General features: G+C 32.5%; 11 protein-coding genes. 1 reads left to right on the top strand and 10 read right to left on the bottom strand.

All coding sequences use genetic code 11. The features are described from left to right. Positions 1 to 33: 33 nt before the first annotated feature. From ABD730_RS06250 to ABD730_RS06285, 8 genes are all read right to left on the bottom strand, one after another. The gene (locus ABD730_RS06250) at positions 34 to 2,322 is read right to left on the bottom strand and encodes a T9SS type B sorting domain-containing protein (protein WP_344713344.1); all 2,289 of its coding nucleotides are present in this window, start codon (positions 2,320 to 2,322) and stop codon (positions 34 to 36) included. A 67-nt stretch (positions 2,323 to 2,389) separates the two neighbouring features. Then, entirely contained in the window at positions 2,390 to 4,735 is a 2,346-nt protein-coding gene (locus tag ABD730_RS06255) for a choice-of-anchor L domain-containing protein (protein ID WP_344713346.1), read from the bottom strand. A gap of 74 nt (positions 4,736 to 4,809) precedes the next feature. After that, a complete protein-coding gene (locus ABD730_RS06260; protein WP_344713348.1) occupies positions 4,810 to 11,310 on the bottom strand; it encodes a choice-of-anchor L domain-containing protein in 6,501 nt (2,166 codons plus the stop codon). Between the two features lie 165 nt (positions 11,311 to 11,475). Then, positions 11,476 to 16,317: a choice-of-anchor L domain-containing protein gene (locus tag ABD730_RS06265; protein ID WP_344713350.1), complete on the bottom strand. Its 4,842-nt coding sequence runs from the start codon at positions 16,315 to 16,317 to the stop codon at positions 11,476 to 11,478. A 459-nt stretch (positions 16,318 to 16,776) separates the two neighbouring features. Further along, on the bottom strand, positions 16,777 to 18,615 hold the full coding sequence (locus ABD730_RS06270) for a T9SS type B sorting domain-containing protein (RefSeq protein WP_344713352.1): 1,839 nt from the start codon (positions 18,613 to 18,615) through the stop codon (positions 16,777 to 16,779). Between the two features lie 37 nt (positions 18,616 to 18,652). Continuing rightward, positions 18,653 to 22,099: a T9SS type B sorting domain-containing protein gene (locus tag ABD730_RS06275; RefSeq protein WP_344713354.1), complete on the bottom strand. Its 3,447-nt coding sequence runs from the start codon at positions 22,097 to 22,099 to the stop codon at positions 18,653 to 18,655. Positions 22,100 to 22,207: 108 nt separating this feature from the next. Continuing rightward, positions 22,208 to 23,032 carry an ABC transporter permease subunit gene (locus tag ABD730_RS06280; RefSeq protein WP_215925441.1) on the bottom strand — a complete coding sequence of 275 codons (825 nt, stop codon included), beginning with the start codon at positions 23,030 to 23,032 and terminating at the stop codon, positions 22,208 to 22,210. A gap of 64 nt (positions 23,033 to 23,096) precedes the next feature. After that, positions 23,097 to 23,990 carry an ABC transporter ATP-binding protein gene (locus ABD730_RS06285; RefSeq protein ID WP_215925440.1) on the bottom strand — a complete coding sequence of 298 codons (894 nt, stop codon included), beginning with the start codon at positions 23,988 to 23,990 and terminating at the stop codon, positions 23,097 to 23,099. A 182-nt stretch (positions 23,991 to 24,172) separates the two neighbouring features. Between ABD730_RS06285 and ABD730_RS06290 the strand changes: the two genes are divergently transcribed. Then, positions 24,173 to 25,234 (top strand): hypothetical protein, encoded by a 1,062-nt coding sequence (locus ABD730_RS06290; RefSeq protein ID WP_334467078.1) that lies wholly within the window; start codon positions 24,173 to 24,175, stop codon positions 25,232 to 25,234. A 13-nt stretch (positions 25,235 to 25,247) separates the two neighbouring features. Here the strand turns inward: ABD730_RS06290 and ABD730_RS06295 are convergent, their stop codons facing one another. Together ABD730_RS06295 and ABD730_RS06300 are read right to left on the bottom strand one after the other, a co-directional pair. Next, complete coding sequence (locus ABD730_RS06295; RefSeq protein WP_334467079.1) at positions 25,248 to 25,769, bottom strand: IS1096 element passenger TnpR family protein; 522 nt, start codon at positions 25,767 to 25,769, stop codon at positions 25,248 to 25,250. A gap of 25 nt (positions 25,770 to 25,794) precedes the next feature. Then, positions 25,795 to 26,820 (bottom strand): COX15/CtaA family protein, encoded by a 1,026-nt coding sequence (locus ABD730_RS06300; protein WP_344713358.1) that lies wholly within the window; start codon positions 26,818 to 26,820, stop codon positions 25,795 to 25,797. Positions 26,821 to 26,887: the final 67 nt, after the last annotated feature.

Genomic DNA, 26,887 nt, shown 5'->3' on the forward strand with positions numbered 1-26,887 from the left:
TACTTCAAATTAAACGTTGAAAAAATAATTGATTTATTTATTGAGGTACACCCAACCTGTATAAGGTTTAGAACTTGTATTAGGCTCATTTAAATATAATACGTAGAAGTAAGTGCCTACAGGTAGTACTTTATCTGTATGCATTAAGCCTTTGTTTGCTGTTCCGAACCATTTTTTAGTATTGTTGCCTTCAAAAACTAAAGTACCGTATCGGTTATAGATTTCCAACTTATGGTTGGTGTAGACATCATATAGTCCTTGAATGTTAAACCAATCATTCTTGTTGTCATTATTAGGTGAAAAACCATTTGGTATAATTGGTTCATCTACTAATGCAGCAATGTTAAAATCGATGGACTTAATAATACAACCATTAGAATCTTGCACATATAAGGTGTGAGTGCCTTCAGAAATATTTGTAAATGTATTTTCACTTTGAAAACTAGAACCATCAATGGCGTATTCGTAATTTATTGTTGTGTCAGTCATGGTTATCGTTATTGAATCTTCATTGATGTCAATATTCGAATCCGTTAAAGTAAAATCTGTAGAAGGATAAATTGTAACATTAAAGCTGCTTTCGTTATTACAAGTATCTGGAGCTGTACCAATTTCATTAAAAATGTAAATGGTTTGTGAGGTTGAAATAATAGCGCCAGCACTAAGTTGTGTTCCTGTGCCATTGGTTCCTGTAAAATAGCTGCCATCTGTAAGGTTTGGTAAAATAAATTCAGAACAAATAGACACATCAGAAAGGGTGTCTACATTTGGCGTGCCAGTAACATTAATATCAAAACTACTTTCGTTAGTACAAATATTAGGAGCAACTCCAACTTCATTATAAATATAAATTGTTTGTGATGTCGATATGATATCTCCCTCATTTAAAGCTGTACCATTACCATTAACAGCGGTAAAATAATTTCCATTAGTAATACTTGGTAGCACATATTCAGAGCAAACCGTTTGGTCTGCTAATACACTTACTAATGGGTTTCCACTAATAGAAACGGTGAAGCTAGATTCATTTTGGCAGGTATTAGGAGCAGTGCCAGATGTGTTAAAAATATAAATGGTTTGGAAAGAGGTTATAATATCTCCGGCATTAAGCTGAGTTCCTGTACCGTTAGGTCCTGTATAGTAATTTCCGTTAGTTAACTCAGGTAATGTATAATTAGAGCATACAGTTTGGTTTGGCAAAGTATCTACTTCAGGATTTGAAACCTCAAGTTGAGCCGCATCTGAAACAAGGTTACAACTTACAGATGATAGTAAACAGTAATATTGAAGACCATTAAAACTAGTAGGCGCATTAGTAATGGTTAGGGTGTTGGTAGTTGCACCAGAATAATTACTGTCATTATTGACATTTACCCAGTTTCCTGAAGCGTTAAGAACTAGCCATTGGTAAGTATATGAGCCTGTATTTACAGCTACAGAAAAAGTTGCTGTACCATTTTCGCAAATGTCCTGATTATTAGGTTGTGTAATATTTGGAGTAGAACTCGCATCTGCAGTGTGCGATCCTAAATTTGAGCACTCTTCAACCTCTAATAATAACCATTCGTTAAGGTTAAATGTTGTACTTGGAGCAGATGCATCTGCATTTCTAATAAAAGTATAGCCTACTTCATCATCTGTATGCATGACATCTATGATAGCTCCGTTTTTTAGTAATTTAATTTCATCATCTTCATTAATACCAGCAGCTACAGATGTACCAGCAGTTAAGCCACTACACGTATTGCCTGTACCACCCATTTCGATAATATAAGTACTAAGAGGCGCAATAGAACCTTCTAGTGGGATTGTAGCACTTGGAGCAACATTACCAATATCTCCAAAACGTTGCACTTCGTAAATAGAATTTAAACTTACGGCTGTATTGGTTGGATTGTAGAGTTCTATAACACCATAACTTCCTCCGTCAGAATCATAAACCTCTGAGATATAAATCTCATCAGCAGAAGTGCAATCAGAATTAATTAAGGTAAAATTAGAGGAGGTTGTTGTATTACATCCTCCAGAAGTTGTAAGCGTTATATCAGACGTATTAGAAATTCCAGAAGGAACAAAAACTGAAATTTGAGTATCACTTAGTATTGAAAAAGGAGCATTAACACCATTAAAGTCTACTGTTGTTGTCGTAGTAAAATTACTTCCATTTAGTGTAATTTCTGTATTTACAGGTCCACTAGAAGGATTAAATGTATTTATTATTGGCGCCGGACAATCTATATCGATAATAGAATTATTAGAACTATATAAAAGGTGCGCGTTAATTAATAGGGTAATTGTAAGTAGAAAAAATCGGTTATTCATTTCGTTATTTTAAGCGGTAAAAATAGATTAGTAATACGTTTTTATTGTTAAGCCTCGGTTAATATAATTATCTTTTTAATGTAAAATGACCAGTGTAAGTTTTGCCATCTATAAAATTGGCAATAAACCAATAATCGTCACTTGGGAGTGGTTCGCCATTTAGAGTTCCATCCCAACCAGCGGTCATTGCATTTTGTTGCGTAATTAATTTGCCATAGCGATTAAAAATTTGAATTGATGTTATTTGATTGAATTGTGCATCCGTGCCTATAACTTGCCAAGTAGGATTGTCATCATCTCCATTTGGTGTGAAGAATTTAGGGAACCCTAAGACTGAAATAGTTGCTTCAATAGCATCACAACCATTTTTATCTTTAATATAAACGGTGTGAAAACCTTGAGAAACATTAGTAAAGACAAAGTTATCTTGATAAAATCCATTAGGATCATCTAAAGCTATTTCATAATCACCTGTACCAGAAACAGTAATTGTAACTGTATTATTGGGAGCAACACCAGTAACACTAATTCCTTCAATAGTTGCGGATTCTGAGGGTAATACGGTTATTGTTCTACTAGAAGAGCAACCGTTTGGATCTGTAACAATTACAGTATAATTGCCAGGTTCTGTAAGGTTGTAAAATGAGGTGTTTATATCTGTAACAGTACCATTAAACTGCCATTCGTAATAATAATTATTAGGTAAATCATTAAGAACACCTCCATATATAGTTAAAGGTTCTGAAGAATCTATACAATAAATATGTGTTTCATCAGCCTCTAATAAAGGTGTATAAAGTATATTAAGATTTACTGTAGAAATACTAAAACATTGATTGTTAGTACTCACTTTTACATAAATAGTTTGAGAATTTGCTATACTATTTTCAAATGTATTAGAAAGCGCATTGGTTTCATTAAACGCATCTTCTTCGGTTTCGTAATAGGTTACATTAGAATCAACCGGAATTTGATCTAAAATAGAAGCTTCAATTTCAGATAAATCAAAAGTTGTAAAACCATCTGTAACATCGCCGTCACAACCTTGTAAATCTGGAATAGTTAAAATATTATTTGACGTTTGTAATTCTAACTCTGAGATATTAAAACAATTAGATCGATTAACAATTCGTGCATAAACGGTTTGGAAAGGGGAGGTGTTTTCAAATGTTTCAGGATTTGCAATTGCATTTATGTTTGCAATAGCATCAGTTTCTGATAAGAAAAAGCTATCCACATAAACCTCTTGGTCTCCGTTAGTTAAATCGTTAGAAGCATTAAATAAATTATAAGTGGTTATACCATCTTGATTTAAATCACATTCAATTAAAATAGCATCAGATTCAATAGGTAATGAAGCATATTCTATTATTACTTCTCCATAAGCAATACAACCATTAGCTAGCGTTACTTCTACAGTATAAGTTCCTGCCTCTGTAACAGTATAAGTACCACATGTGCCACAAATAAGAGAACCACCTTGTACTAGTACGTTATCTTTATACCAATCATAAGTGTTTTGCCCATTTTGATAAGCGTTTAATTCTAATGTTTCGCCTTCGCAAAGAGCGTTTTCAGTAGCAATAAGTCGGTTTGGTCCAATATCGGAAGACAATTCAAAACTACTAGCTTCTAAAAAAACAACAGAGTCATATCTGTAGTTATTTTCGTCTGCAATTACTAATTTAACGTGATATGTTTCATTGGGTACTACATTTGCAGTTGCTGTTAAAATCGCAGTCTGGCCATTAAAGTTTATAGGTGAGTCAGCTCCGTTAAAACTACCAAAAAAGGTCTCGTTTTCAGGAGGACAGCTACCAGGAACTCCCGGAGAAACCGTTGTTACTTTTACAGGAATGTCTGTATTTGGTACTAAAGCAATATTTTCATAAGGGGTTTGGTTATCGTCAGGACGAATTAAAAACCCAAATAAATCTGAATATTGACAGGTATTAGCATTGTTTTCTTGATATTCTTCAGAAGCAAAAATATATCTGAAGCTAATTTGTGAAGCCACAGACGTAAATTCAAATTCTAAAATGGTAGCGTTTATTGTTCCAGATTCATTCAGTGCATTTTCTAAGTCAGCATCTCCATTCCAATTTGGTGCATCATCATCACTTAAATTATTATTTGGCCCTGGGACATTATTTAATCTTCCTGTACTTAAAACTATACCGCTTTGAAAAGGAAAAGTAGAACCTGTGGCATCAAAATAGCCATAGCTTTGATCTGCTCCACCAAAATCGCCCCCAACAACATTAGTTACAGTAACATTATCTATACAATCACTATCAATTAAAATATCCTCTACAAGTTGTTGAGGCGTATAGGTTTGGCTATCTATCGTAATGTTTTGAGAATACGTAAATAAAGATACCAATAAGGCAATTAAAAGGATTATTTGCTTCATTTTTAATTTAAGGGACAGCGAAGATAAGTAACTAACTTTTATTGGGATTAAAAAAAGGTGTTAAAGGTCGTAACTTAACGACGTAATGTAAAATGACCTTTCACTTCAAAAGCAACATTACCTTGTTTTATTTCTGCTAAAAACCAATAATCACTGGCAGGCATATTGTAACCATTATATGTGCCATCCCAACCTTGAGTATGAGAGCTCAGTTGTTTTAAGAGTTTGCCATAACGGTCAAAGATATAAATAATACTTCCTGGCAAAGTTTCAATACCAACAATATGCCAGGTTGGATTTTGTGCATCACCATTAGGAGTAAAAAATGGAGGAGCATCTACAACGACCACTTCTTTAGTTACTTCTGCACAACCATTTAAATCAATTATGGTTACCGTATGATACCCTAAAGCCACATTTTCAAAAACATTAGACTCTTGAGGGAGGCCGTCGTCTAAAATATAAAGGTAATTACCAATCCCTGTAATGGTTATTGTAATATTATTTGGGTCTGAAAAGTCAACAGTTTCAGCAAGTTCTATTGTTGCTGATTCAGATTCAATAACATTAAAAACACTTGTTGTTTGACAGTTATATTCTGAAGTTACAGTAACAGAATAGGTGCCAATTTCTGTGATTTCAATTTCAGGACTTGTTTGGTTTGTAGACCATAAATAGGTGTCAGTGGTATTAGACGTTTCTGCAGAAACCGTTAAAGGTAAGTTGTCTATACAAACAACCTGATCTGGAATATTGACATAAGGTTTGCGGTTTACAATTAATGAAAAATCAATAAAACTATAACAGCCTGTTAAATTGTTTTCTATGCGAGCTGTGATAATTTCGTTGTTATACCCATTATAAGATGCGCTGTTGATATAATTTAGTCCTTCTTCGGCATCTACAGTATTGTTATAATAAGTAATACTGTAATTATTTGAATTTTGATTGCCTAAAATAATGGCTGTTTGTTGGTTTAAATTGAAATTAAAATGTCCATCAAAATCATCGTCACATGTAGTGAGATTTGGTGGTTGATTGGCTATAGGTAGTGGGTTTACACGTAGCTCAATTGGGAAAACATAAAAACAATGTGTGGTGCTGAATTCTACACGCGCATATATAGTATCATTTGTACTTGTATAACTATAATTAGTGTCTAATTCATTTTCATTAGCATTAGCGTCAATTTCAGAAGCGAAATAACTAAAAAGCACATTAAAATTGTTGTTTGAAATCTCTTGATTTAGAGTGGTTAAGTCGAAACTGTTAGTGTCGTTTTCACAAATGTCAAATACATTGATAGCATTAGTTGCTGGTGGCAGATTTACATTTAATTCTAGAGGAACATAAGTGTAGCAAAGGGCTGTTGTATTGTAGGTTTTTATAAAAACGGTTTGTGGATTGCTAATGTTAGAATAATTTTCAGGATTTAAAATAGGGTTGCTATCAGTTTGTAAATCGTCAAATGTTTTAAAATAAGAGATATTATTATCAGGGTTTGATGTTGAAAATAAATCAGTTTCAGCCAGTGTTAAATCAAAAGTTGTCACAGCATCATAATTATTGTCGCAGGCTATAAGTGGTTCTGGTATATTAGGATGTGGATTTACAATTAAAGTAAAATCAGTTAAACTAAAGCAACCTGTTTCATTATTTTCAATTCTTACAATAATTAATTGTTCATTTAATCCTGTATATAAAGGTCCTATAGCATTATCACCACTTTCTGCATTTTCAGTATTAAGGTGGTAGGTTACTGTAAAATCATTAGAGTTTTGCGTTCCTAAAACAGTATTGGTTTGCAATTCCAGATCAAAAGAAGCTAGCCCATCATTAGAGTCGTCATCACAAGCTTCAATGTCGTTGGGTTGATTAGCAATAGGAAGTGGATTAACCTGAAGGATAAAGTCATAAACATAAAAACAACCTGTAATAGGATCTTCTACACGAATAAAAATATTGTCGTTTATGCTTTGGAATGTGTAGTTTGTAGCTAATGGACTCGTATTGTTTTCTGCATTATTATAAGTTTCAAAATATGAAAGTAAGGCTTGCGTTTCAGGATTTATAATGGCGAATTCTACTTCAGAGAGGTCAAAATTATTTGTTGGGTTATCGCAAATTTCAAACACTTCAAAATCATTGATTGGTGGTGGTAAATTAGTGTTTATTTCTAATGGAACTGTTGTGTAGCAATTAGCAGCATTGTTAAAAACTCTAATGTATAAGGTTTGTGGATTGCTGAGGTTGGTGTAATTTGTTGGAGACGAAATTTGATTTGTGTTTGCTTCTAAATCGTCTAGTGTTTCAAAATAAGAAATTGAAATGTTACTTGGTATTGTGGGAAATAAATCAGATTCTGCCGTTGTAAGATTAAAGGTGTTTATACCATCATAATTTGTGTCGCAAATAGTTATTGGAGTTGCACTTGAAGGAGCAGGATATACGATGGCATTAAAATTGGTTATAGAAAAACATCCTGTATCTATGTTTGTGACTCTAGCAAAAATGGTTTCATTGTTTTGAGCATTGTAATCTTCTGGTAATGCGTTTTCTCCATTTTCAGCATCTTCTATAGAATTATGGTAACTGACTATAAATACAGTTGAGTTTTGCCCTTGAAGAATTGTACTGTTTTGTGCAGTTAAATTAAAAACTTCAAAGGTGTCGTTAGAAGTGTCATCACAAGTTTCAATATCATTAGGTTGATTTGCGATAGGTAATGGGTTAATCACAAGATCAAAAGGATAAGTAATGTAACAACCGGTTGTACTGTAAGCTAATCGTACAACAATATTATGAGATGCTGCCGTATATATATAATTAGTGTCTATTGGGTTTATATTCGCAATAGCGTCTGCATTTGTATTATGATAGCTAAATACAATATCTGTTGTATCATCTACAATCATATGGTTTACTGATAGTAAGTCAAAACTAGACGTGGGATTATCACATATTTCAACGATTTCAAAGTCATTAATTGGTGGCGGTAAATTAATAATTAAGTCTAAAGGAACAGTTACAAAACAGTTGCTAATAGTGTTATTTACTTTTATATAAACAGTTTGCGGATTTGTGATATTGGTATAGTTTTCAGGATCTAAAATAGGATTTAAATCGGCTTCTAAATCTTCAATAGTTTCAAAATAAGAAACGACTATATTATCTTGTCTTACATCTAATATGTCTTCTTCTGCAATTGTAATATCCCAAGTTAAAATCCCATCATGGTTATCGTCACAACGTTCAATAGGTGTTGAAGGATATACAACAGGAGCAGAAATGATATTAATTTCAAAAGCATTAATTCCTTTACAATAATTGCCATTATCTACTCTAGCAAAAAGCTGTTGTGGGTTTGTAGAATTGGTATAAATTAAAGGCACTGCATTAAGATTGTTATTTGCGTCAAATTCTGAAGGGTGAAATGTAATAGTTAAAGTTTCTGGACTATTCGCTATCATTTCTGCAATGGTTTCATTAAGATCAACGGTTACAAAACCATCATTACTAATATCATCACAAAGGGTAATTGTTTCAGCAGGATTAAAAATAGGAATTGATCCCACTTCTAACTGAAATGAAGAAGTGCCAAAACAATCTGGATCGGATAAGTTTTCTACTCTAACATATATAATTTGAGCGCTAGTAGTATTTTGGTAAACGGAATATTTATCAATAGCATTAATACCTGCAATAGCATCAGCCTCCGTTTCAAAATATAAGACTTGTTTGTTGGGTTGTCCGTTTAGTATTTCAGCATCTTTTAAATAAAAATAAAAGTCAGCAACACCACTAATATCTGCTTCGCAATTTTCGAAATTTGTAATTGGTATAAATTGTGGTATCGTATTAATGTAGACATAAAATCCTGAAAGACTATAACAGCCTGTTGTTTCATTTTCTACTCTTGCATAAATGTACTCTGTTGAGGTTGTGTAATTGGCAGGATTAGCAATTTCATTTTCTCCTGCAATTGCAAAACTATAATCATTGTAAAATGTAATGTTAAAACCAGCCGTTGTGCTTGTGATTTCTGGTATTTTAGAAACTAAATCTACGGTAGAAATACCATCGTTATCGTCGTCGCAAACAATTATAGACTCAGGGTACATGATAGTTGGAGCACTAACAACATTGACTTCTAAGGTAGAAATGTCATAGCATCCTGTTTGTGAATTGGTAACTCTTATATGAAATAATTGCGGATTAGATGTGTTGTAATAATAATTAGGAAGTATATTTTCATTGTTTATAGCGTCTTCCTCTGTAATATAATATTTTACATTTACAGCAGGTACACCTTGAGCAGCAACACTATTAAAAGTTTCCATAATTAAAGTGGTAAACCCATCATTGTCTTCATCACAATAATCTGTACTTTGAGGTGTTAAAACTATTGCTGGAGAAATTTGTAGTACAACATCTACATATTCTATACACTCGCCGTCTACAACAGTTGCATATATTATTGTGCCATTATCTGTAACATTAAAAGGGACGGTTTTATTTAAAACATTTATAGCATTTTCTCTGTCATTTTCAGTTTCAAAAAAGGTGATTTCAAATTCGTCATAGCCATCAGCAAGATCTGTTTCAACGTCATTTAGGTCAAAATCAGCGATACCATCATTAGATTCGTCATCACAAACTATAACGGCTTCATTGGATATCCCTGTTTGAATAATATTAGCATGCAATTCAAGATTGGTAACCGTATAACAACCTGTGGTAGGATCTAAAACACGTATATAAATTAATTGAAAAACAGGTGTTGTATTTTGATAGTTTTCAGGATCAGGTATTGGGTTTAAATTGTTGTGAGCATCGTAAAACGTGGTGTGGTAACTAACATCTAAGCCTGTAACTCCTTGTAAAACATTATCGATAACACTAGTTAAATCAAAATCTTCAAAGCCATCTTCGTCTTGCTCACAAGCGTTAATCCACTGATCGTTTAAGTTAATCGGTGGACTATCTTGAAATTCTATAGCAATTGATGTTGTAGAATAACAACCTGTTTCTGCATTGTAAATTCTAACATATAGAGTTTGATTTGTGTTAAAATTTGCATAAGGTGAAAGAATAGGGTTATAACCTAAATCTGCTTCGGGTTGGGAGTAATGATAAGAAATGTATAAATCATTTGCACCATTTAAAATCTGATCATTTGCAATGTTCAAATCCACAAACGTATAGCCATCTAATGTGGGATCTGCACAGGCTATTATGGTATCTGGTTCTACATATTCGGGTTTTTCATTGACAACAAGATTAAATGTAGAAAAAGCCAAACATCCGTTTATTGTATCTTCTATGAGGACAAAAATAGCTTGAGGTGAAGTTGTATTTTGTATTGTGCCAATAATTGGGGTGACACCATTTTCAGAATCTTCAAGTGTATAATGATAGCTTATATCATAGTTGGATGGAGGTACAGATGCTAGTACCTCATTGTTTTTTGTAGTGAGATCAAAATTTTCTATACCATCACCATTATCATCACAAAGAATATAATCTGAAATTTGAGTTGAAGCCTGTTCAGAATCTAGTGTAATTTCTACTGTATCTTCAATAACACAAGAGGTTTCATTGAGCTGAATGGTAATTTCAACTTTGTAAGTTCCTGAAGAAACCGCTTGTAAAATAGGATCGTTTTCACCTGTTATAGGAATATTATTTTGAAACCATTGATATGTGGCTTGTGAGTTTTGAATATCACCATTTAAAGTTACAGAATCTCCACAAGTGCTAATATCAGGACCTAAATTTACATTGGCATTAAAACTATTCCCTTCAATAAACACTGCTGAATCAAAATTTTGATCATCTTGATCTGCTATAATAAGTTTTATTTCATACTCTACATTTGGTAGAATTGTAGCAGTAGCAGAAAGTACAACTGTACGACCGTTATAATTTGTATCTCCAACGTTGTAGCCTTCAAAAAAGGTTTCGTTTTCGGCAGCACAAGATCCCGGAATTATAGGATGTATGGTGTTGGTATTTACAGGTATTGAGGTGCCAGGAATTACAGCAATATTTGTAAATGGATCAGAAGAACCCGCTTCTTTTATTAAAAAAGCAAATCCATCAGAATAAAAACAAGGATATTCTTGTTGGTACTCTTCGGACGCTAAAATATAATTGAACTGAATTTGATTAGCGACAGACACAAAGTTAAATTGTACAGAAGTCGCATTTAAGGTTTCATTTATACCTAAGGCATTTTCTAAATCAGTGTCAGTTCCCCAAGATTCATCTCCTTCATTTAAGGGGTTTGTATTAAGTACATTTCCTGCGGAATTTACATTTCCTGTAGTTAATAAGATGCCATTTTCAAATGGAAAACTAGAATTGCTACGTTCAAAATAGCCATAACTATTGATGCCATTTAAACCTCCGTTTACATTGGTTGAAATATTTGAAATTTCAACACAATTTTGTCCTAAGTTTTGTTGAATAAGTTGCTCTAAGGGTAGTGAATCGTCTGTGGTTATTTGTTGAGCATAGAAAGGAATAATACTAATTAAACAAATAAAGATGGTTAGGGTATACTTTAATTTCATTGCAATATTTTGAGAAATATGCCCTAGCAAAATGAGCAAAATTTAATTGAAAGCAATTTAGGTGAAGAAAAAGTAATTAAAAATCCCCAGTATTGGGGATTTTTTAAGGTAAGTTACTTGTTTAATTGGATGAATGACAATTGTTTAAATTATTTTTTTTAAAATTTATCGTTTTAGGGTGAAATGTCCTTTAACTTGAAATGCAATAGAGCCACGCTGTACATCTGCTACATACCAATAATCATTTGTAGGCATTTTTTCACCATTATAGTTACCGTTCCAACCAGGCGTGTTAGAACTCAATTGGGTGATAAGTTTACCATAGCGGTCAAAAACACTAATAGTTGTACCAGGTAAAGTTTCTATTCCTACGATATGCCAAGTGTCATTAGTGCCATCATTGTTAGGTGTAAAGAATTTTGGAATATCAACAACCAAGACTTCTTTAGTAACATTAGAACAACCATTTAGGTCTATAATAGTTACAGTATGATAACCCATAGGTACATTGTCAAAAACATTAGATTCTTGAGGGTCTAAATCGTCTAATTGGTATAGGTAATCACCAATTCCGCTAATAGTTACTGTAATATTATTGGGATCTGAAAAATCAATAATTTCAGTGGTTTCAATAGTTGCAGATTCAGATTCAGAAACACCAAAATAACGTGTGTTTTCGCAACCAAATTCTGAGGTTACTTTTACCCAATAACTACCAACATTTGTGATTTCAATTTCTGGTGTAGTTTCTCCAGTTGACCATAAATAAGTATCTGTAGGGTAATTAGTATTTGCAGAAACTAATAATGGCCCACTATCTAAACAAATTACTTGATCTCTAATATCTATAATAGGAAGTGGGTTTACTATGATAGAAAATTGACCAATACTATAACAACCTGTAGTATTGTTTTCTACACGTGTGTAAATTACTTCACCATCATAAGCCATATAATTGGTGTCTAAAGCAAAATTGTTTTCTTTGGCTTTAAGTTCTGTATTATGATAAGTTACTGTAAATAAATTAGGATCTTGACCACCTAAGATACTAGCATTTTGTTGTGATAAATCGAATTCCAAAATACCATCAAAGTCATCATCACAATCTATTAAATCACTTGCTTGATTAGCAATTGGTAAAGGCTGTACTTTTAAATTAAATTGATAATAGGTTGAACAATGCGTAGTGCTATATTCTGTTCTTACAAATAAAGTGTCATAATCTGTCTGATAAGTATAATTTGTGTCTAAAGCATTTGTATTGGCAATAGCATCTGCTTCATTAGAAAAATAACTAAATAGTACATTATAATTAACGTCAGTAGCAATCTCATTGATCTCTGTTAAATCTACACTATTGGTATCATTAGCACATATAATGTATTCTTCAAAATCATTAATAAGTGGAGGTTGATTTACTATTAACTCTATAGGTTGCGTTGTATAACAGTTAGATATAGTATTAGTTACTTTAATGTAAACTGTTTGCGGGTTAGAGGTGTTTGTATAGCTTTCAGGATTACTAATTTCGTTAGCATTCGCTTCTGCATCTTCAAAATTCTCATAGTAGTTAATAAGAAGATCTTCCTGTCTAATATCTAAAATATTATCTTCTGCACTTGTTAAATCAAATTGAAGTGAGCCATCTGTATCATCATCACATTCTATTATAGGATCTGTAGTTGAAACATTTGGAGTGCTAATTACATTAACAACAAATGATGTAATAGACTGGCAAATAGTACCATTATCTATTTGTACATATATTTGTTGCGGATTTACTGTATTTGCAAATACTAGTGGAATTTCATTAATGTTATTTATAGCGTCTTCTTCCGATGTGAAGAATTTTACAGTTTGTATATCTGGAATACCAGCAGACACTTCATCAATTTTACTTGAAAAATCGAATGTTACTGAACCATCAACAGTACTGTCATCACATACAAATATATCTGTAGGTTCATTGTATTCAGGATTGGTACCAACTTCAATAGTAAAAGAAGATGTTGTATAACAAGATTCATCTGTAATATTATCAATTCTTACATAGATTTCTTGTGGATTACTAATGTTTTCGTAAACACTTGTTTTGTCTATGGCATTTGTTTTATTATCTGCATCTGCTTGACTTAGATAATAAGACACTTCTTTTCCAGTTTGCCCACTTAAGGCTTCTGTATCTTTGTTTTGGAAAATAAATTCTCCTATACCATCTGAGTTATCTTCACAAAAATTATATTCGTTAACATAGTTAGATAAATCTCCAACAAAAGGTAATTTGTTTACTATAATATCTAACTCTTCTATAGAATAACAACCCGTGTTTGTGTTTTCAACACGCATATAAACAATTTCTGTTTGTGCTGAATAATTAAACAAGTCAGTTATTGGGTTTTCATCTAATTGTGCATCACTTAGACTATTGTGAAAAGTAACAGATCTATTAGGTGTTGCTAAAATTGAGTTAGGAATACTGTTATTTAAATTAATAGGAGAAAAACCATCTCTATCTGCATCACAAATAATGATATCTAAAGGTTTTTCGCTTTCGGGTGCTGGTAATACAGTAACCTCAAAAGAGTTATAGTCGTAACATCCTGTTTGAGTAAATGTAATTCTTGGGAATAAGGTAAACGGATTGGTTAAGTTTGTATATAAGTTAGGTAATGGATTTGTATTATCAATCGCATCTTGTTCTGTTAAAAAGTAAGTTACTCCAAAACCTTCTTGTCCATTGGTAACGTCTGCATTTAAACTTGATAAATCTGTTGTTGTTAATCCGTCTTGGTCTGTGTCACAAACAATTAGGCTTACAACAGATTCAAAAGTTACGATAGGGAATAATATTAAATTAAAATCAGCGACTTCAAAACAAGTTGGACTTTCTAAAGTTATATATATTGTTTGTGGGTTGCTTTGTGAGTTATAGACAACGCTTTTATCAATAGGATTGATTTGATTATCTCTGTCTGATTCAGTTTCGTAAAAAACAACTTCAACATCTTCTAAATCATTAACAATACCTACTTCAATGTTTTCAAAATCAAATTCTTCTGTACCGTCATCACTAATATCACATAAGGTGACATCTCTAATATTTGTGGCAGTCAAAAGTAAATTAGTATGGAGTTCAATAGGAGTAACAGAAGCACAGCCAGAAGTTCCATTTTCTACTCTAATATATACGATTTGTTCTTCACTAATAATATTTTGATAGTTTGTATCATTTGCAATAGGGTTAGCACCAGAAAGTGCGTCTTCTGAAGAAACATGAAATGTTACATTAACACCTGTTATGCCTTCTAATACATCAGGAATAATTGATGTTAAATCAAAATTAGCAAAACCATCATGATCTGCGTCACAGGCATCTATAAGATGAGGTTCCATATTAATTATAGGACTCTCTATAACACTTATATCTAATGTTGTTGTTCTAATACAGCCTGTTTCAGGGTTTTGAACACTAACAAATAATTGCTCAGTTGGGTTAGTGTTGGTATAAGGCATTGGGTAAGCGTTAATACCAATAGCAGCATCACTTGCAGAGCTGTGATAAGTTACTACAAGATTAGTTTGTCCAAGAGTAATTTCGTTATCTTTAAGAAAATTTAAGTCCATTGCAGTACTTCCGTCTGCTATTTGATCATCACAAACCTCTAAAGGCGATGGGTCCGTTATTATAGGTAAACTATTAACGATTAAGTTAAACGTAGAAAATGCTAAACAACCATTAATAGTATCTTCAATTCTTACATGAATGGCTTGTGGGTTTCCTGTATTTTGAATAGGATTTGTTATAGCGTTACTATTACTAACAGCATCTGAGTTGGTGTAATGATATGAAATGGTATAACTAGAAGCAGGTACAGAAGCCAATACTTCTGCATCTTTATTAGATAAGTCAAATGTTTCAATACCATCGCCATTTAAATCATCACATAAGAGATAGTCTGTAATAGGATCTGATGTTTGTGTAGAACTTAAAGTGATATTAATTTCATCTTCGATAACACAAGAGCTTCCTGCTAAAGGAAGTTCAATTTCTACTCTATAATTTCCTGATTGTGACGCTGTTAATGTCGATTGGTTTTCTGAAGGAATTAAAGCATCATCTAAATACCAAGAATATGTTGCGTTTATGTTATCTATATTTCCATCTAGTACAGTACTAGTGGCACATGTTGTAAAATCTTCACCTAAATCTACAGAAGCATCAAAACTATTACCTTCAATAAATACAGCTGAATCATAATTTTTATCATTTTGATCAGCAATTACCAATTTGATTTGATATTGCACATTAGGTTGAATAGTAGCTGTTGCAGAGAGTACAGTTGTTCTACCATTATAATTTGTGTCACCAAGGTTATAACCTTGAAAATATTCTTCGTTTGAAGCAGGACAAAAGCCTACAATTTCATCGTGAACTGTATTTGTATTTACAGGAATTGTTGTACCCGGTATTAAAGCAATATTGGTATAAGGGTCACTCGTTCCAGCTTCTTTAATTAAAAAGGCGAATCCATCAGAATATTCACATGGAAAGTTTCCAAAGTATTCTTCAGAAGCGAGGATATAATTAAATTGTATTTGATTTGAAATAGAAGTAAATTCAAATTCTATAGATGTTGCATTTACTGTTCCTGAGATACCTAAAGCTGTTTCAAGGTCACTGTCTGTGAGCCAGGTAGCATCTCCTTCGTTTAATATGGTATTGTTTTGTCCATTACCGGCTGAGTTGGCATTACCTGTGGTTAAAACAATTCCGTTTTCGAAAGGGAAATTTGAAGCAGCGCGTTCAAAATATCCAAAACTGCCTATGCCAATAGACGATCCGTTTGAGGGTGATGAAATATTTGAGACTTCTACACAGCCTTGAATTAGTGTGTTTTGTATTAAGTCTTGGGGTGAAACTGAATTATTTACGGTAACTTGTTGTGCAAATGAAAAACTACAAATTAAGCCTATAAATAAGCAGAGGGAGCGGTTAAAATAAGTCATTAGTTTCGGTTGAGTTTAAATTTTTAGTGTAGGGTAGATTTGGGGCTAACGCTAACACGTACTTTAATATGGGCGAAATGTAAAGTTAAAAAAGTTGAAATGCAATAAAATACGTTGAAATACATAAAATGTTAACATTTTGTACGTATAAACTTACTTTTAAAAATAAGAAAGGCCTCTAAAGAGGCCCTTCTTCCCAAATTGAATTAAAAAATTCTAACCGTAATGTATTAGAAGTAGCTTAACCCGAAACTCTTATGACTATGATTTTACCTAATTAAAAAATCTAACTTATAGACTTTTAATTTAAGTACTATTATCGAGGGAAATATTAATAAAATGAAGAGGGAATTAACAGTGAAACTTGTTAACGGATATAAAATTAAATGAAGTAATTCGTTATTGCAAAAAAATAAGACGAAAGGGCTAAAACTTTAACAAATTAAAAAAAGGCACATTTTAGTAGTTTACATAGACCCAACCCATAAATGGTTGGTAGTTAGAATCATTCAAGTTTAAGAGGTAGAAATAGGTGCCAACAGGCACTTTATTACCTATATTATTAAGACCTCTATTTATCTTTCCAAACCAAGGGTTACTATTATTACCTTCATAAATAAGAACTCCGTAGCGGTTATATATTTTTAAGTTGTGTTCTGTAAATATATCGTATAAGCCTTGAATATTAAACCAATCGTTATGCATGTCGTTATTAGGTGAAAAGCCTTGAGGTATAAAAGGTGGACAGTTTTCGGTGTTTAAATTAAACTGAAAAATTTCATAACAGGGCAGACTTACCATACGCATGTAAATAGTTTGAGGGTTTGACGTATTAGTATAGTTACTAGGTATTAATATAGGGTTAGATTCTGTTTCTAAATCTTCTAAAGAGTGGTAAAAAGCTACATTTTCTTCAGTATAACTTAAAGTATCAAGTGCCTCATATAAATTATAAGTAGATTTTTTAAAACCCTCATTACATCCTAAAAGACTAGGGAGAATTGTTATTTCAGGAATGAGCAGCAATTCAATATCAATAAATGTACTATTGTTATTTTCATTAGTTTCAGTAACAATTCCATTTAATGCACCGTCATCATCTACGATTGCTAAAATGTTTACATTAGGATTTGTGCTTTCAGGAATATTAAGCATAATGGAATTACTTTCACTAGCATTTATTGCGATATCATTTATAGTTTGGCTTTCACCAATAAGTAGACCATCACTATAAAAAGCTATAGGAGTATTAGCAGGTAAAATGTCTGTAGAGTTAAAGTTGTTTACGGTATAATTGACTTCAATATTAAAATCATTACAATAGACGAAATAATTATCTAAGGTAATTGTAGCATCTGGTAACTGACTATTGAGAACAGTGATGATATTATTGATAATAATGAGGTCGGCTTGAAATATACCATTTGTATCATAATCACCAGTAGTAAGTTTAATAGAAACAGAAGTGTCTCCAATAGCAATATTGTTTTCTATGCTATAAACATCTAAATCTCCATTGAAAAAAGTGTTAGAATTGGTAAATGTATTAGTGCCATTAAAAGCATTGTTGGCAAGATTTAATGGAGGATTAGAAATTAAATTATTATTAATAGAAAGTGATTCGCCATAATTTAAAGCGTTATCTCCTTCCCACGCTAGAAAACCTATTCTTGCTCCATCATTATCTAAAACATTAATATCTGATAATGTCATATCTAGTTCGGGGACATTTCTACTAATAATTTCTAGACCTTGAAATAAACTAATTTGATTTAAAGGCAGGGTATTGTCTTCATATATGACATAAATGCTCCAACCTCCAAAATTGGTTCTGTTTCCGCAATACCCAGGATTTGATAAAATTGAAGTATTAATATCTGCATTAGCAAATTGATAGTTTACATTACCTTCAGTTATAATTTGTTCTGTGATATCGGCATAGCATGAGAAGTAACTAAGTTCACCAAAAGTTGTGTCATCGTAAAACACATTATAGGTATGGTCTGCAATAATTGCTGTGTCATTTAAAGTTACTTCTGTATCTCCAAGTCCAGATCCTGCCCAATAAAGGTAGGCTTTAACAACCGTAAAATTAGGGTCTAAAGCTAGTGTTGCACTAGATGTGTCTAAAATACTACAAAACGAAGACGTATTATTTTCGCTTGGATTTAGCGTATTACCAATAGCCGTATAATCATATCTACCATTGAATTGCTGAAATAATGAAATATCTTGTGCAACTAATGGAAATGATATACTTAATAGAAGTAAGTATAATATATAATATGTGCTTTTCAAGGTATTAGATTGGTAGGACTAAAATACAATAATTAAATTACCGTTTCAAAGTAAAATGACTAGTAAAGGTTCTGCCATCTTCTAAAGTTACTTTAAACCAGTAATCGTTAGTAGGCATATTTTCACCGTTATACCTGCCATCCCAACCAATACTTAAGGGATCGAGTTCTTTTAGTAGCTTACCGTATCTATCAAAAATATAGATTGTTGAATTGGCTTGAAACTCTTCCGTAATCCCACGAACTTGCCAATAATTATTGTCATAATCATCATTAGGTGTGAAAAATTTAGGGAAACCTATAACCGAAATTAAATCTTCTACAATACCACATTCGTTTTTATCGCGTACGTAAACGGTGTATAATCCTGGTTGAACATTACTAAATGTGTTAGAGTCTTGGTAAGGACCATAAATATCATCTAATGCATATTCGTAATCTCCTTCACCTGTCACAAATACTGAAATTGAATTGTTTTGTGTAGCATCAATGACTTCAATATTTAAAATTGTTGCGATATTAGATGGTAACACGGTAATGGTTCGGTCTTTAAAGCAACCGTTGGTGTTTGTTACTCTTACGTTGTAGGTGCCTGGAGTGTTAATTTCTATTTCTGTAGTATTTTCACCTGTAGACCATTCGTAATAATAGTTACTTGGAGAATCACTTATAACTCCACCATTTAATACAAGTGTTTCAGGGAATGAGTTTAAACAATATAGTGTTTCAAATGTTGTTTCAATATTGGGTAACTCTAAAACAGTGAGTTCAATTTCGCTTATGCCATAACATGCGCTTGCGTTTTCTACACGTCCGTAAATTGTTTGGTTATACGGAATGGTATTGGTAAATGTAGTCCCAATAGGATTTGTTTCTACTAAAGCATCTTCATAGGTTTCGTAATAAATTACATCTAAACCACTAGGTGTATTGGCTAAAATGATGTCATTGGTTTCTGTTAAGTCAAAGGTCATAAAACCATCTTCAGTACCATCTGTATCACACAATGCTATGCTTGCGTTGTTAGACGAAGTGGTGCTTACTTCTAAAGAAATTTCACTATAATTATAACAGGCAGAATCTGTATTTGTTACTCTTGCATATATGATTTGAGGATTGAAAAAATTATTGAAAGCATCACCATTTATTTCATTTTCTTGATTTTCGGCATCTAATAACGATAAATAAAATTCAATGCTATTATTTGAGATGTCATCTGTAATATCTTCTAAATAATTATTAATATTAAAGGTGGTAAAGCCTTCAGGAATACCGTCTTCGTCACATTGTAAAATAGAAATGTTATTTGCAACAGGAATAGGATTTACTACGAATTCAAAACTAGCTGTAGTAAAACAATCTGTATTTGCTGTATTTTCAATTCGGGTAAAGATAGTTTCATTAAAAGCATCACTGTTTGTATAGCTTAATGGTAAAGGGTTTAAATTATCATTTGCATCGTCTTGTGAGGTATGAAACGTAATACTCGTTTCATTTTCATCTTGTGTTCCTCTTATTGTTGGTTTTAAATCTTCTAAATTTACTGTAGCAATACCATCTAATTCATCACCTAGGTTATCGCAAATCTCAATAGTGTTTAATACGGGGACTTGTGGTGTTGAAAAGACTTCAAGCTCAAAGGAGTTAATGTCGTAACAATTGGTGTTTTCAATGTTATTTACACGAACAAAAATCCTTTGTGGATTACTAATATTGGTGTAAGGAAACGCAATTTTATTGTCACCAGAATTGGCATCAGCTAGTGTTTCAAAATAACTAACCTCATACAGTAAGGGGTCTTGAGTTAAAAGGGCTTCGGAGTTCTTATCTGTAAAATCGAAAGAAAATAGACCATCATTATCAGTGGCATCACAAACCTCTACTCTTGAAAGTGAATTTGCTACAGGAATATCAAAAATACCAACAACAGCAGTTCCTTCTATTGGGCAATCACCATTATTAGGTTCTATATACACTTCGTAAAATCCAGGAGTATCTACAAACAATTGTGATGAGGTTTCAGGTATGATTAAGCCATTATAAGACCAAACATAATCTGCTCCAACAATATCGGTAGCTTGCAGCGTGTAGTTGTCTCCTGTACAAAGTTTTAGTTCTGAGGTGCTAATACCATTTTGAATAATATCAATTTCAGAATTAAACAAAGATTGAATAAAAGGAGGTAAGCCTATCTGACTTCTATTCGTTGGTGGTCCGCCGACATCAAGAAGAACACCTTGTGCGTCGTAAATAACATCTTGCCAATCTGCTTCTGGGTTGGTAATAACTCCGAGATATGTGCCTGAATTACTTTGATTATTAAAATCAAATTGTGCTCTGTAAATTTTTCCATCAATTCCTAGTTGAATGGCTGCTGCACTATATTGATTTGCGTTTGGAGTACTAATGGTTCCTCTAGAGTTGGTGATGTGGTCATTATCGCCATCCAAATCCCATTGCATAATTTCACTTGATCCAGAACCGGCAGCTCCTATACCAATGGTGGCATATACTTTTTTATTATTTGCAGAAAACTCAACACCATACGGACTATTGCCTTCAGAAGGACTGTAAAGTTCTAAAGGATTAGAGATTAAGCCAGAATCGTTATCAAAATCAAATAAATAAACACCACCAGGCGCATCATTTCCCGCTTGCGTATCTTCAAAACCATGATGTGCAACAACTAATTTAGTGCCATCAGGCGAGGCTTTTATATAGCCTAATGCATTTTTGCGATAGCCACTAGCTGGTACAATAAGATTATCACCATCACTAGTGTCAAATGTAGAAATTACAGGACCTATATTTACACCATTTTCGTTAATAGAAACACCATTTTCAGTAACCTTAAAGGCATAAAAAGAATCTACAAAATGTGTAATTACCCAAAAAGAGGTACAATCATCTGCTTTTACGGCTGTAATTTTTTCTGAACATTTAAGTTCCGATTCTAATGGATTTGTAGGGTCATAAGTTATAAGTGGTACGTTTTTCTCAATAGCATCAACAGCTCCTAAACCACCATCTTCATTCATGTTTATTTTGGTATACATTAAACCATCATTTACACCATCTCCATCTGTTTGTCCTGAAAAAGCAGGATTAGACGTGTTAAAATGATGTGGTTCATCTACCGTAAAAATGTAATAAATATTAGGGTCTTGTGGTTTGGGTACAATTAAACCAGAAGAGGTACTAGATGGGTCTCCTTTTAAACCTGTACCATTTTGCATTATAGCATGCTGACTGTTCCAAACAGTTATACCGTCAGAATAGAATAATAAGTTGCCATCAGTATCAGATATTGAAGTACAGCCTTCTAAAGTATTAATTTCTCCGTCATTTACAGCTGTAACAGTATTACTAGAGGCATCAAAATGCAAACCCGCATTTCTTCCAAAATACCAAAATGAGGCTTCATTTTGTGCAAAAAGTTGGGTACTTGTACATAGTAAGAAGATAATAAAAAGAGTCTTTTTCATAATAACTTTGGTGTATTGCTAACACACTAATCAATACTATATAACAACTAGAGCTGTAAAAGCCCTAGTATAGTGTTGAGTTTGTTATAGCAATTGCTATCAAAGGTATTATAAATCTCTCTTTTTTAATAACCGGTATGATAAAAAGATAAAAATGGCAGTCCAACCTAGTACGATAGCTATTTCATACCAATGTACAGCGTAATCATACATAATGTCTGCTTTTTCTGGGAACTTTGTCATTACAATTCTCTGAATAGGTTGGTTAATTAAATTCCACATAGATTGTAAAGGCATGAAATTGTAAATTCCATCTGCAACGGTTTCATTAAGTTTCCATTTCATTAAGCCATAAGTAATACTTTCTGTAATAAATAGTAGGAATAAGAATCCTAATGCAAATGCAGATCGTTTTAATAGCATACCTAAGAATAAACACAAACTAAAGAACCCAACAAGTTTTACAAAATAAGCAAGTAAAAATTCTACTTCTCTAAAAATAATGGAAGCTTCTGTATAACTTGAATAATATAAGCCAATTAAGAATGTTGCTAAGCCAATTAATAGCGTAGCACACAATGAGAAAAATACAATAGTATAAAATTTAGATAGTATAAATTCCTTTTTACTCAGCCCATCAATAAGGTTTTGTTTGAGCGTTTTGTTACTGTATTCATTACCAATCATGCTTACGACAACTATAGCAAAGAAAAATTTGAATTGTGCCGCAAAGAAGGTTGTAATATGCCAAATTATTGGGAAATTAAAAATACCTAACTCACCTAATTCTAAAGTAAAAAAACCAAAGAAGTTAATTTTTATTGAAGACAATATTAATACCGTAAATGGTAAAATAAATGAGATAATTATTAAAACTCTACTCGCTTTATTAAGCCAAAGTTTTTGTAATTCGAGTTGTATAAGACGTAACATATATTGGTTGGTTTTACATCCTTCTTAAAAGATAAGAAGGGTGCTGTTTTTTTTGATTGATTTATTAATGGTCTGTTAATTGTAAAAACTGTTCTTCTAAACTTTCTTTTCGTTTTACAAGATGTGATAGAAAAATACCTTTTTCAAACATTAATTTATTAAAATCAGAAGCAGACATTGGTTCGTTTAAAAAAGCCGTAATCAATTCGTCCTCTACTGTTACGTTGCCAATGTTGGGGTGTGATTCTAATATGGCTATTAATTCTTGGTGTTTTTCGGCTTTTAATTCAAAAAAACCATGACTGTTAATCATTTCATCTACACGACCAGAATACAATTTTTCTCCTTTACGTAAAACAACCACATGCGAGCAAACTTTTTCAACTTCGTCTAAAAGATGCGAAGCTAAAAGAATGGTAGTGCCTTTAGCTGCAATTTCTTTTATAATTTGACGTATTTGATGAATTCCTTGAGGATCTAAACCATTAGTAGGTTCATCTAATATTAAAATTTCAGGATCGTTAAGTAGGGCAGAAGCAATGGCTAAACGTTGTTTCATTCCTAAAGAATAAGTTCTAAACTTATGGTTTTTTCTATCTAATAAACCAACGACTTCAAGTTTTTCGTCTATTTTACTATGCTCAACTCCTTTTATTTTACAAACGAGCTTTAAGTTTTGTTCTGCCGTCATATAAGGATAAAAGTTTGGTCGCTCAATAATAGCTCCAACTTGTTTTAAAGCATTGTGTGTAGTGGTATTGCCATCAAACCAATGAAAATCGCCTTGTGTTTTGTTTACGACATTTAAAACAATACCTAATGTGGTAGATTTACCACTTCCATTTGGTCCTAAAATGCCATAAACATTGCCTTTGTTAATTGTGAAACTCAAATTTTTCACAGCTGTTAAATGACCAAATTTTTTTGTGAGATTATTGATGGTAAGGATTGGCTCCAAAATGATTGATTTTTAAAATATCAAAATGACACTTCAAATAGCTTAGTGTGACAAATTAGATATTGGTTGGTTATAAAGGTAAGACGATTAAGACTTTTAATTGTTACAATTATTTTTGTTTTATATAAAATAACTTCATTATAGGTGCCAATAAATTTATTAAAAACACTTAAATTTAACACATGAGCAACGATTTAAAAATATCAAAGAAGAAACCAACCTATCCTATTTCAGAGAAACTAGATGCTTATTTGTTTAAGTATAGAAGAAATATAGATTTACCTATTTTATACTCAGATTTATTACGGTTTCAGGGGTCAATAGTTGTTTATGATAAAAATGATGTTGATACGCTTTGGGTACGTGTATTTTACAATGAATTTGAGCGCGAAGAAATTGACAGTAGTTTAAAACAAGTCTATTCTAGTTTAATCTCAGATGGAGGAACATGGATTTTAAAATATTTGAATGTAGATGCGATTGATTTTTGCACGTTTGGAAATTCGAAACCGTTCAGAATTAAAGTTAGAAATATTCTCAATGATAATTTTACTCATTTTTATGTTAAAACAGCAGATGCATCAAGGGTTTATGGGCTAGAGTTAGAACAGATGCTATCACCATATCAAATTAATTTTTTGGTATGTAAAGACACATTAATTGAAGAGCATATTGCAGGTATTCCTGGTGATGAGTTTATAAAAAATATGTTGCCAGATTGCAGTCCGTCAGAGAAAGCACAAATAGCCAAAGAATTTGTAAAGTTTAATGAACGTTGTTTAATTAGGCTTTTGGGAGATATGCGTTCTTATAATTATGTGATAGTACCAACGCACGATTTTGACCATGTGGTTTTTAAAATTAGGGCCATTGATTTTGATCAACAATCTTTTGAAGGTAATCTAAAAATTTATAGACCTCAGTTTTTTAAAGAGAATTTTAAGATGGTTGAGTTGGTGCGTCAAAAAATTCAACACGAATCAATCGATCAGTATAAGGTTGAAGAGCGTTCTATAGTTGCCAAACGAATGCTAAGTTATCATACGCGTTTAAATGCCTTGTTAGATTGCATGGAGGCAGATGAAATCTCACTTCCAAAACATATAGAACGGCTTAAAGAAGATATCTATAATTATACCATGGATTTAAACTTTAGAAAGAGTAAAAACATGGGGGAAATACTTAAAAATGCACTCGATTTTGTAAGACGGAATTACGAGGATGTTAGTTTAAAGCGGTTTTAATTATACCAGCTTTTTAATTCCAATTTTCATCAAAATTCAAATTATCGTAATCATTAGGATCTAAGTCGTCTTCAAACTCATTGTAAAGGTCATCTTCATCTTCATCGGCTTCAAATGTTTTCTCAGGTGCTTGATCTGGAATTTGGCCATGAACATACATTAAGTTTGGGTAGTCTGTTCCTTCTGCTTCTTCAACAATTTCACCTAATTCTACATAAAATGTCCACATATTCATAAAGTCGTAGAGATAGATTAAGCGTGTAGATGCTTCATGAATCATATCTTTAATGATGGTGGTACTCATCATTTTTACTTCGTTACCAGCTTCACTCATATCCATCATCGCAATTTCTTCTCCTTGATTCCACTGCTCATCACTCATATAAAATGAAGCCATTTCCATACCGTCAAATCCAAAAGATTGTGTAATAACATTATGCAAATCTTCCATGGTATCCGTTTCGCGGATTTCTATATCGCGGAATACATCATCTTCGGTATCGTTATCTAGTATAATTCTAAATCTATAAATCATGCTGCAAAGTTAAATCATTTTTTAATTATTTCGTAAAGCGATGTAAGGTAAATGTCATAGCACTTAACAAAATAAATGCACCTACTTGATGTAAGACACCTAGCCATACAGGAACGGCTAATATTAATGTAAAAACACCTAGTAAAAACTGAACACCAACCATTACTAAAAGCGTATTAATACCTTTTGTTTGCCATGTAGTTAATTGCATACGATTAGCTTTATACCAAATAGATAAAATAAATATTACCACAACATAGGCTAGAGTTCTGTGTACAAACTGAACACCACTTTTACCTTCTAAAAAGTTGAGGTAAGTTGGGGTTTGTTCAATAAAAACGGTTTCGTGAATCCATTTACCTTCACTCATTAAAGGCCAGTGGTTATGAATCCATCCGGCATCTAAACCTGCCACAAAAGCTCCATAAATAATTTGAAGTATAAGAACAGCTAAACCAATTCTTATAAAATTTCTAAATTTTTTATCAATGACTTTCTTGTCAGGGAACATGAGATCTAAAGCCACCCAAAAGGTGTAAGCAAAGGTTAAAAATGCTGTGGTTAAGTGTGCCGCTAATCTAAAATGACTGACGTTAGGCTCGTCTACTAAACCAGATTTTACCATATACCAGCCTAGAAAACCTTGAAAACCTCCTAAAATAAGAAGTATTACGGATTTTTTTATTGTGGATGTTGAAAGGCGTTTTTTAATTAAGAAATAAATAAAAGGAATGATAAAAACTAAACCAATAAAACGTCCAATAACTCTGTGAATCCATTCCCAGAAGTAAATGTCTTTAAATTCTTCTAAACCAAAGTGGTTATGTAATTTTTGATATTCAGGGTATTGTTTGTAAAGTTCAAAGGCTTCATTCCATTCTACTTCATTCATTGGAGGTATAGTACCAGAAATTAATTTGTAGTTTGAAATAGATAAGCCCGAATGTGTCAGTCTAGTGATACCACCAACAATCACCATGATAAAGATTAAAACACAACCTGTCAATAACCAATATATAACTGCTTTGTTTTCTTTTGTTTGATGAGCCATAAATACAAGAATTAATATTATTTTACTGCTTACTGCTTACTGCTTACTGCTTACTGCTTACTGCTTA

The sequence above is a fragment of the Winogradskyella damuponensis genome (assembly GCF_039538385.1).
Classification (GTDB): domain Bacteria; phylum Bacteroidota; class Bacteroidia; order Flavobacteriales; family Flavobacteriaceae; genus Winogradskyella; species Winogradskyella damuponensis.

Bases quoted from the DNA above. Each gene is read 5' to 3' on its own strand.
- ABD730_RS06280 (WP_215925441.1), bottom strand. From the start codon at position 23,032: ATGTTACGTCTTATACAACTCGAATTACAAAAACTTTGGCTTAATAAA.
- ABD730_RS06250 (WP_344713344.1), bottom strand. From the start codon at position 2,322: ATGAATAACCGATTTTTTCTACTTACAATTACCCTATTAATTAACGCG.
- ABD730_RS06255 (WP_344713346.1), bottom strand. From the start codon at position 4,735: ATGAAGCAAATAATCCTTTTAATTGCCTTATTGGTATCTTTATTTACG.
- ABD730_RS06290 (WP_334467078.1), top strand. From the start codon at position 24,173: ATGAGCAACGATTTAAAAATATCAAAGAAGAAACCAACCTATCCTATT.
- ABD730_RS06260 (WP_344713348.1), bottom strand. From the start codon at position 11,310: ATGAAATTAAAGTATACCCTAACCATCTTTATTTGTTTAATTAGTATT.
- ABD730_RS06295 (WP_334467079.1), bottom strand. From the start codon at position 25,769: ATGATTTATAGATTTAGAATTATACTAGATAACGATACCGAAGATGAT.
- ABD730_RS06275 (WP_344713354.1), bottom strand. From the start codon at position 22,099: ATGAAAAAGACTCTTTTTATTATCTTCTTACTATGTACAAGTACCCAA.
- ABD730_RS06265 (WP_344713350.1), bottom strand. From the start codon at position 16,317: ATGACTTATTTTAACCGCTCCCTCTGCTTATTTATAGGCTTAATTTGT.
- ABD730_RS06300 (WP_344713358.1), bottom strand. From the start codon at position 26,820: ATGGCTCATCAAACAAAAGAAAACAAAGCAGTTATATATTGGTTATTG.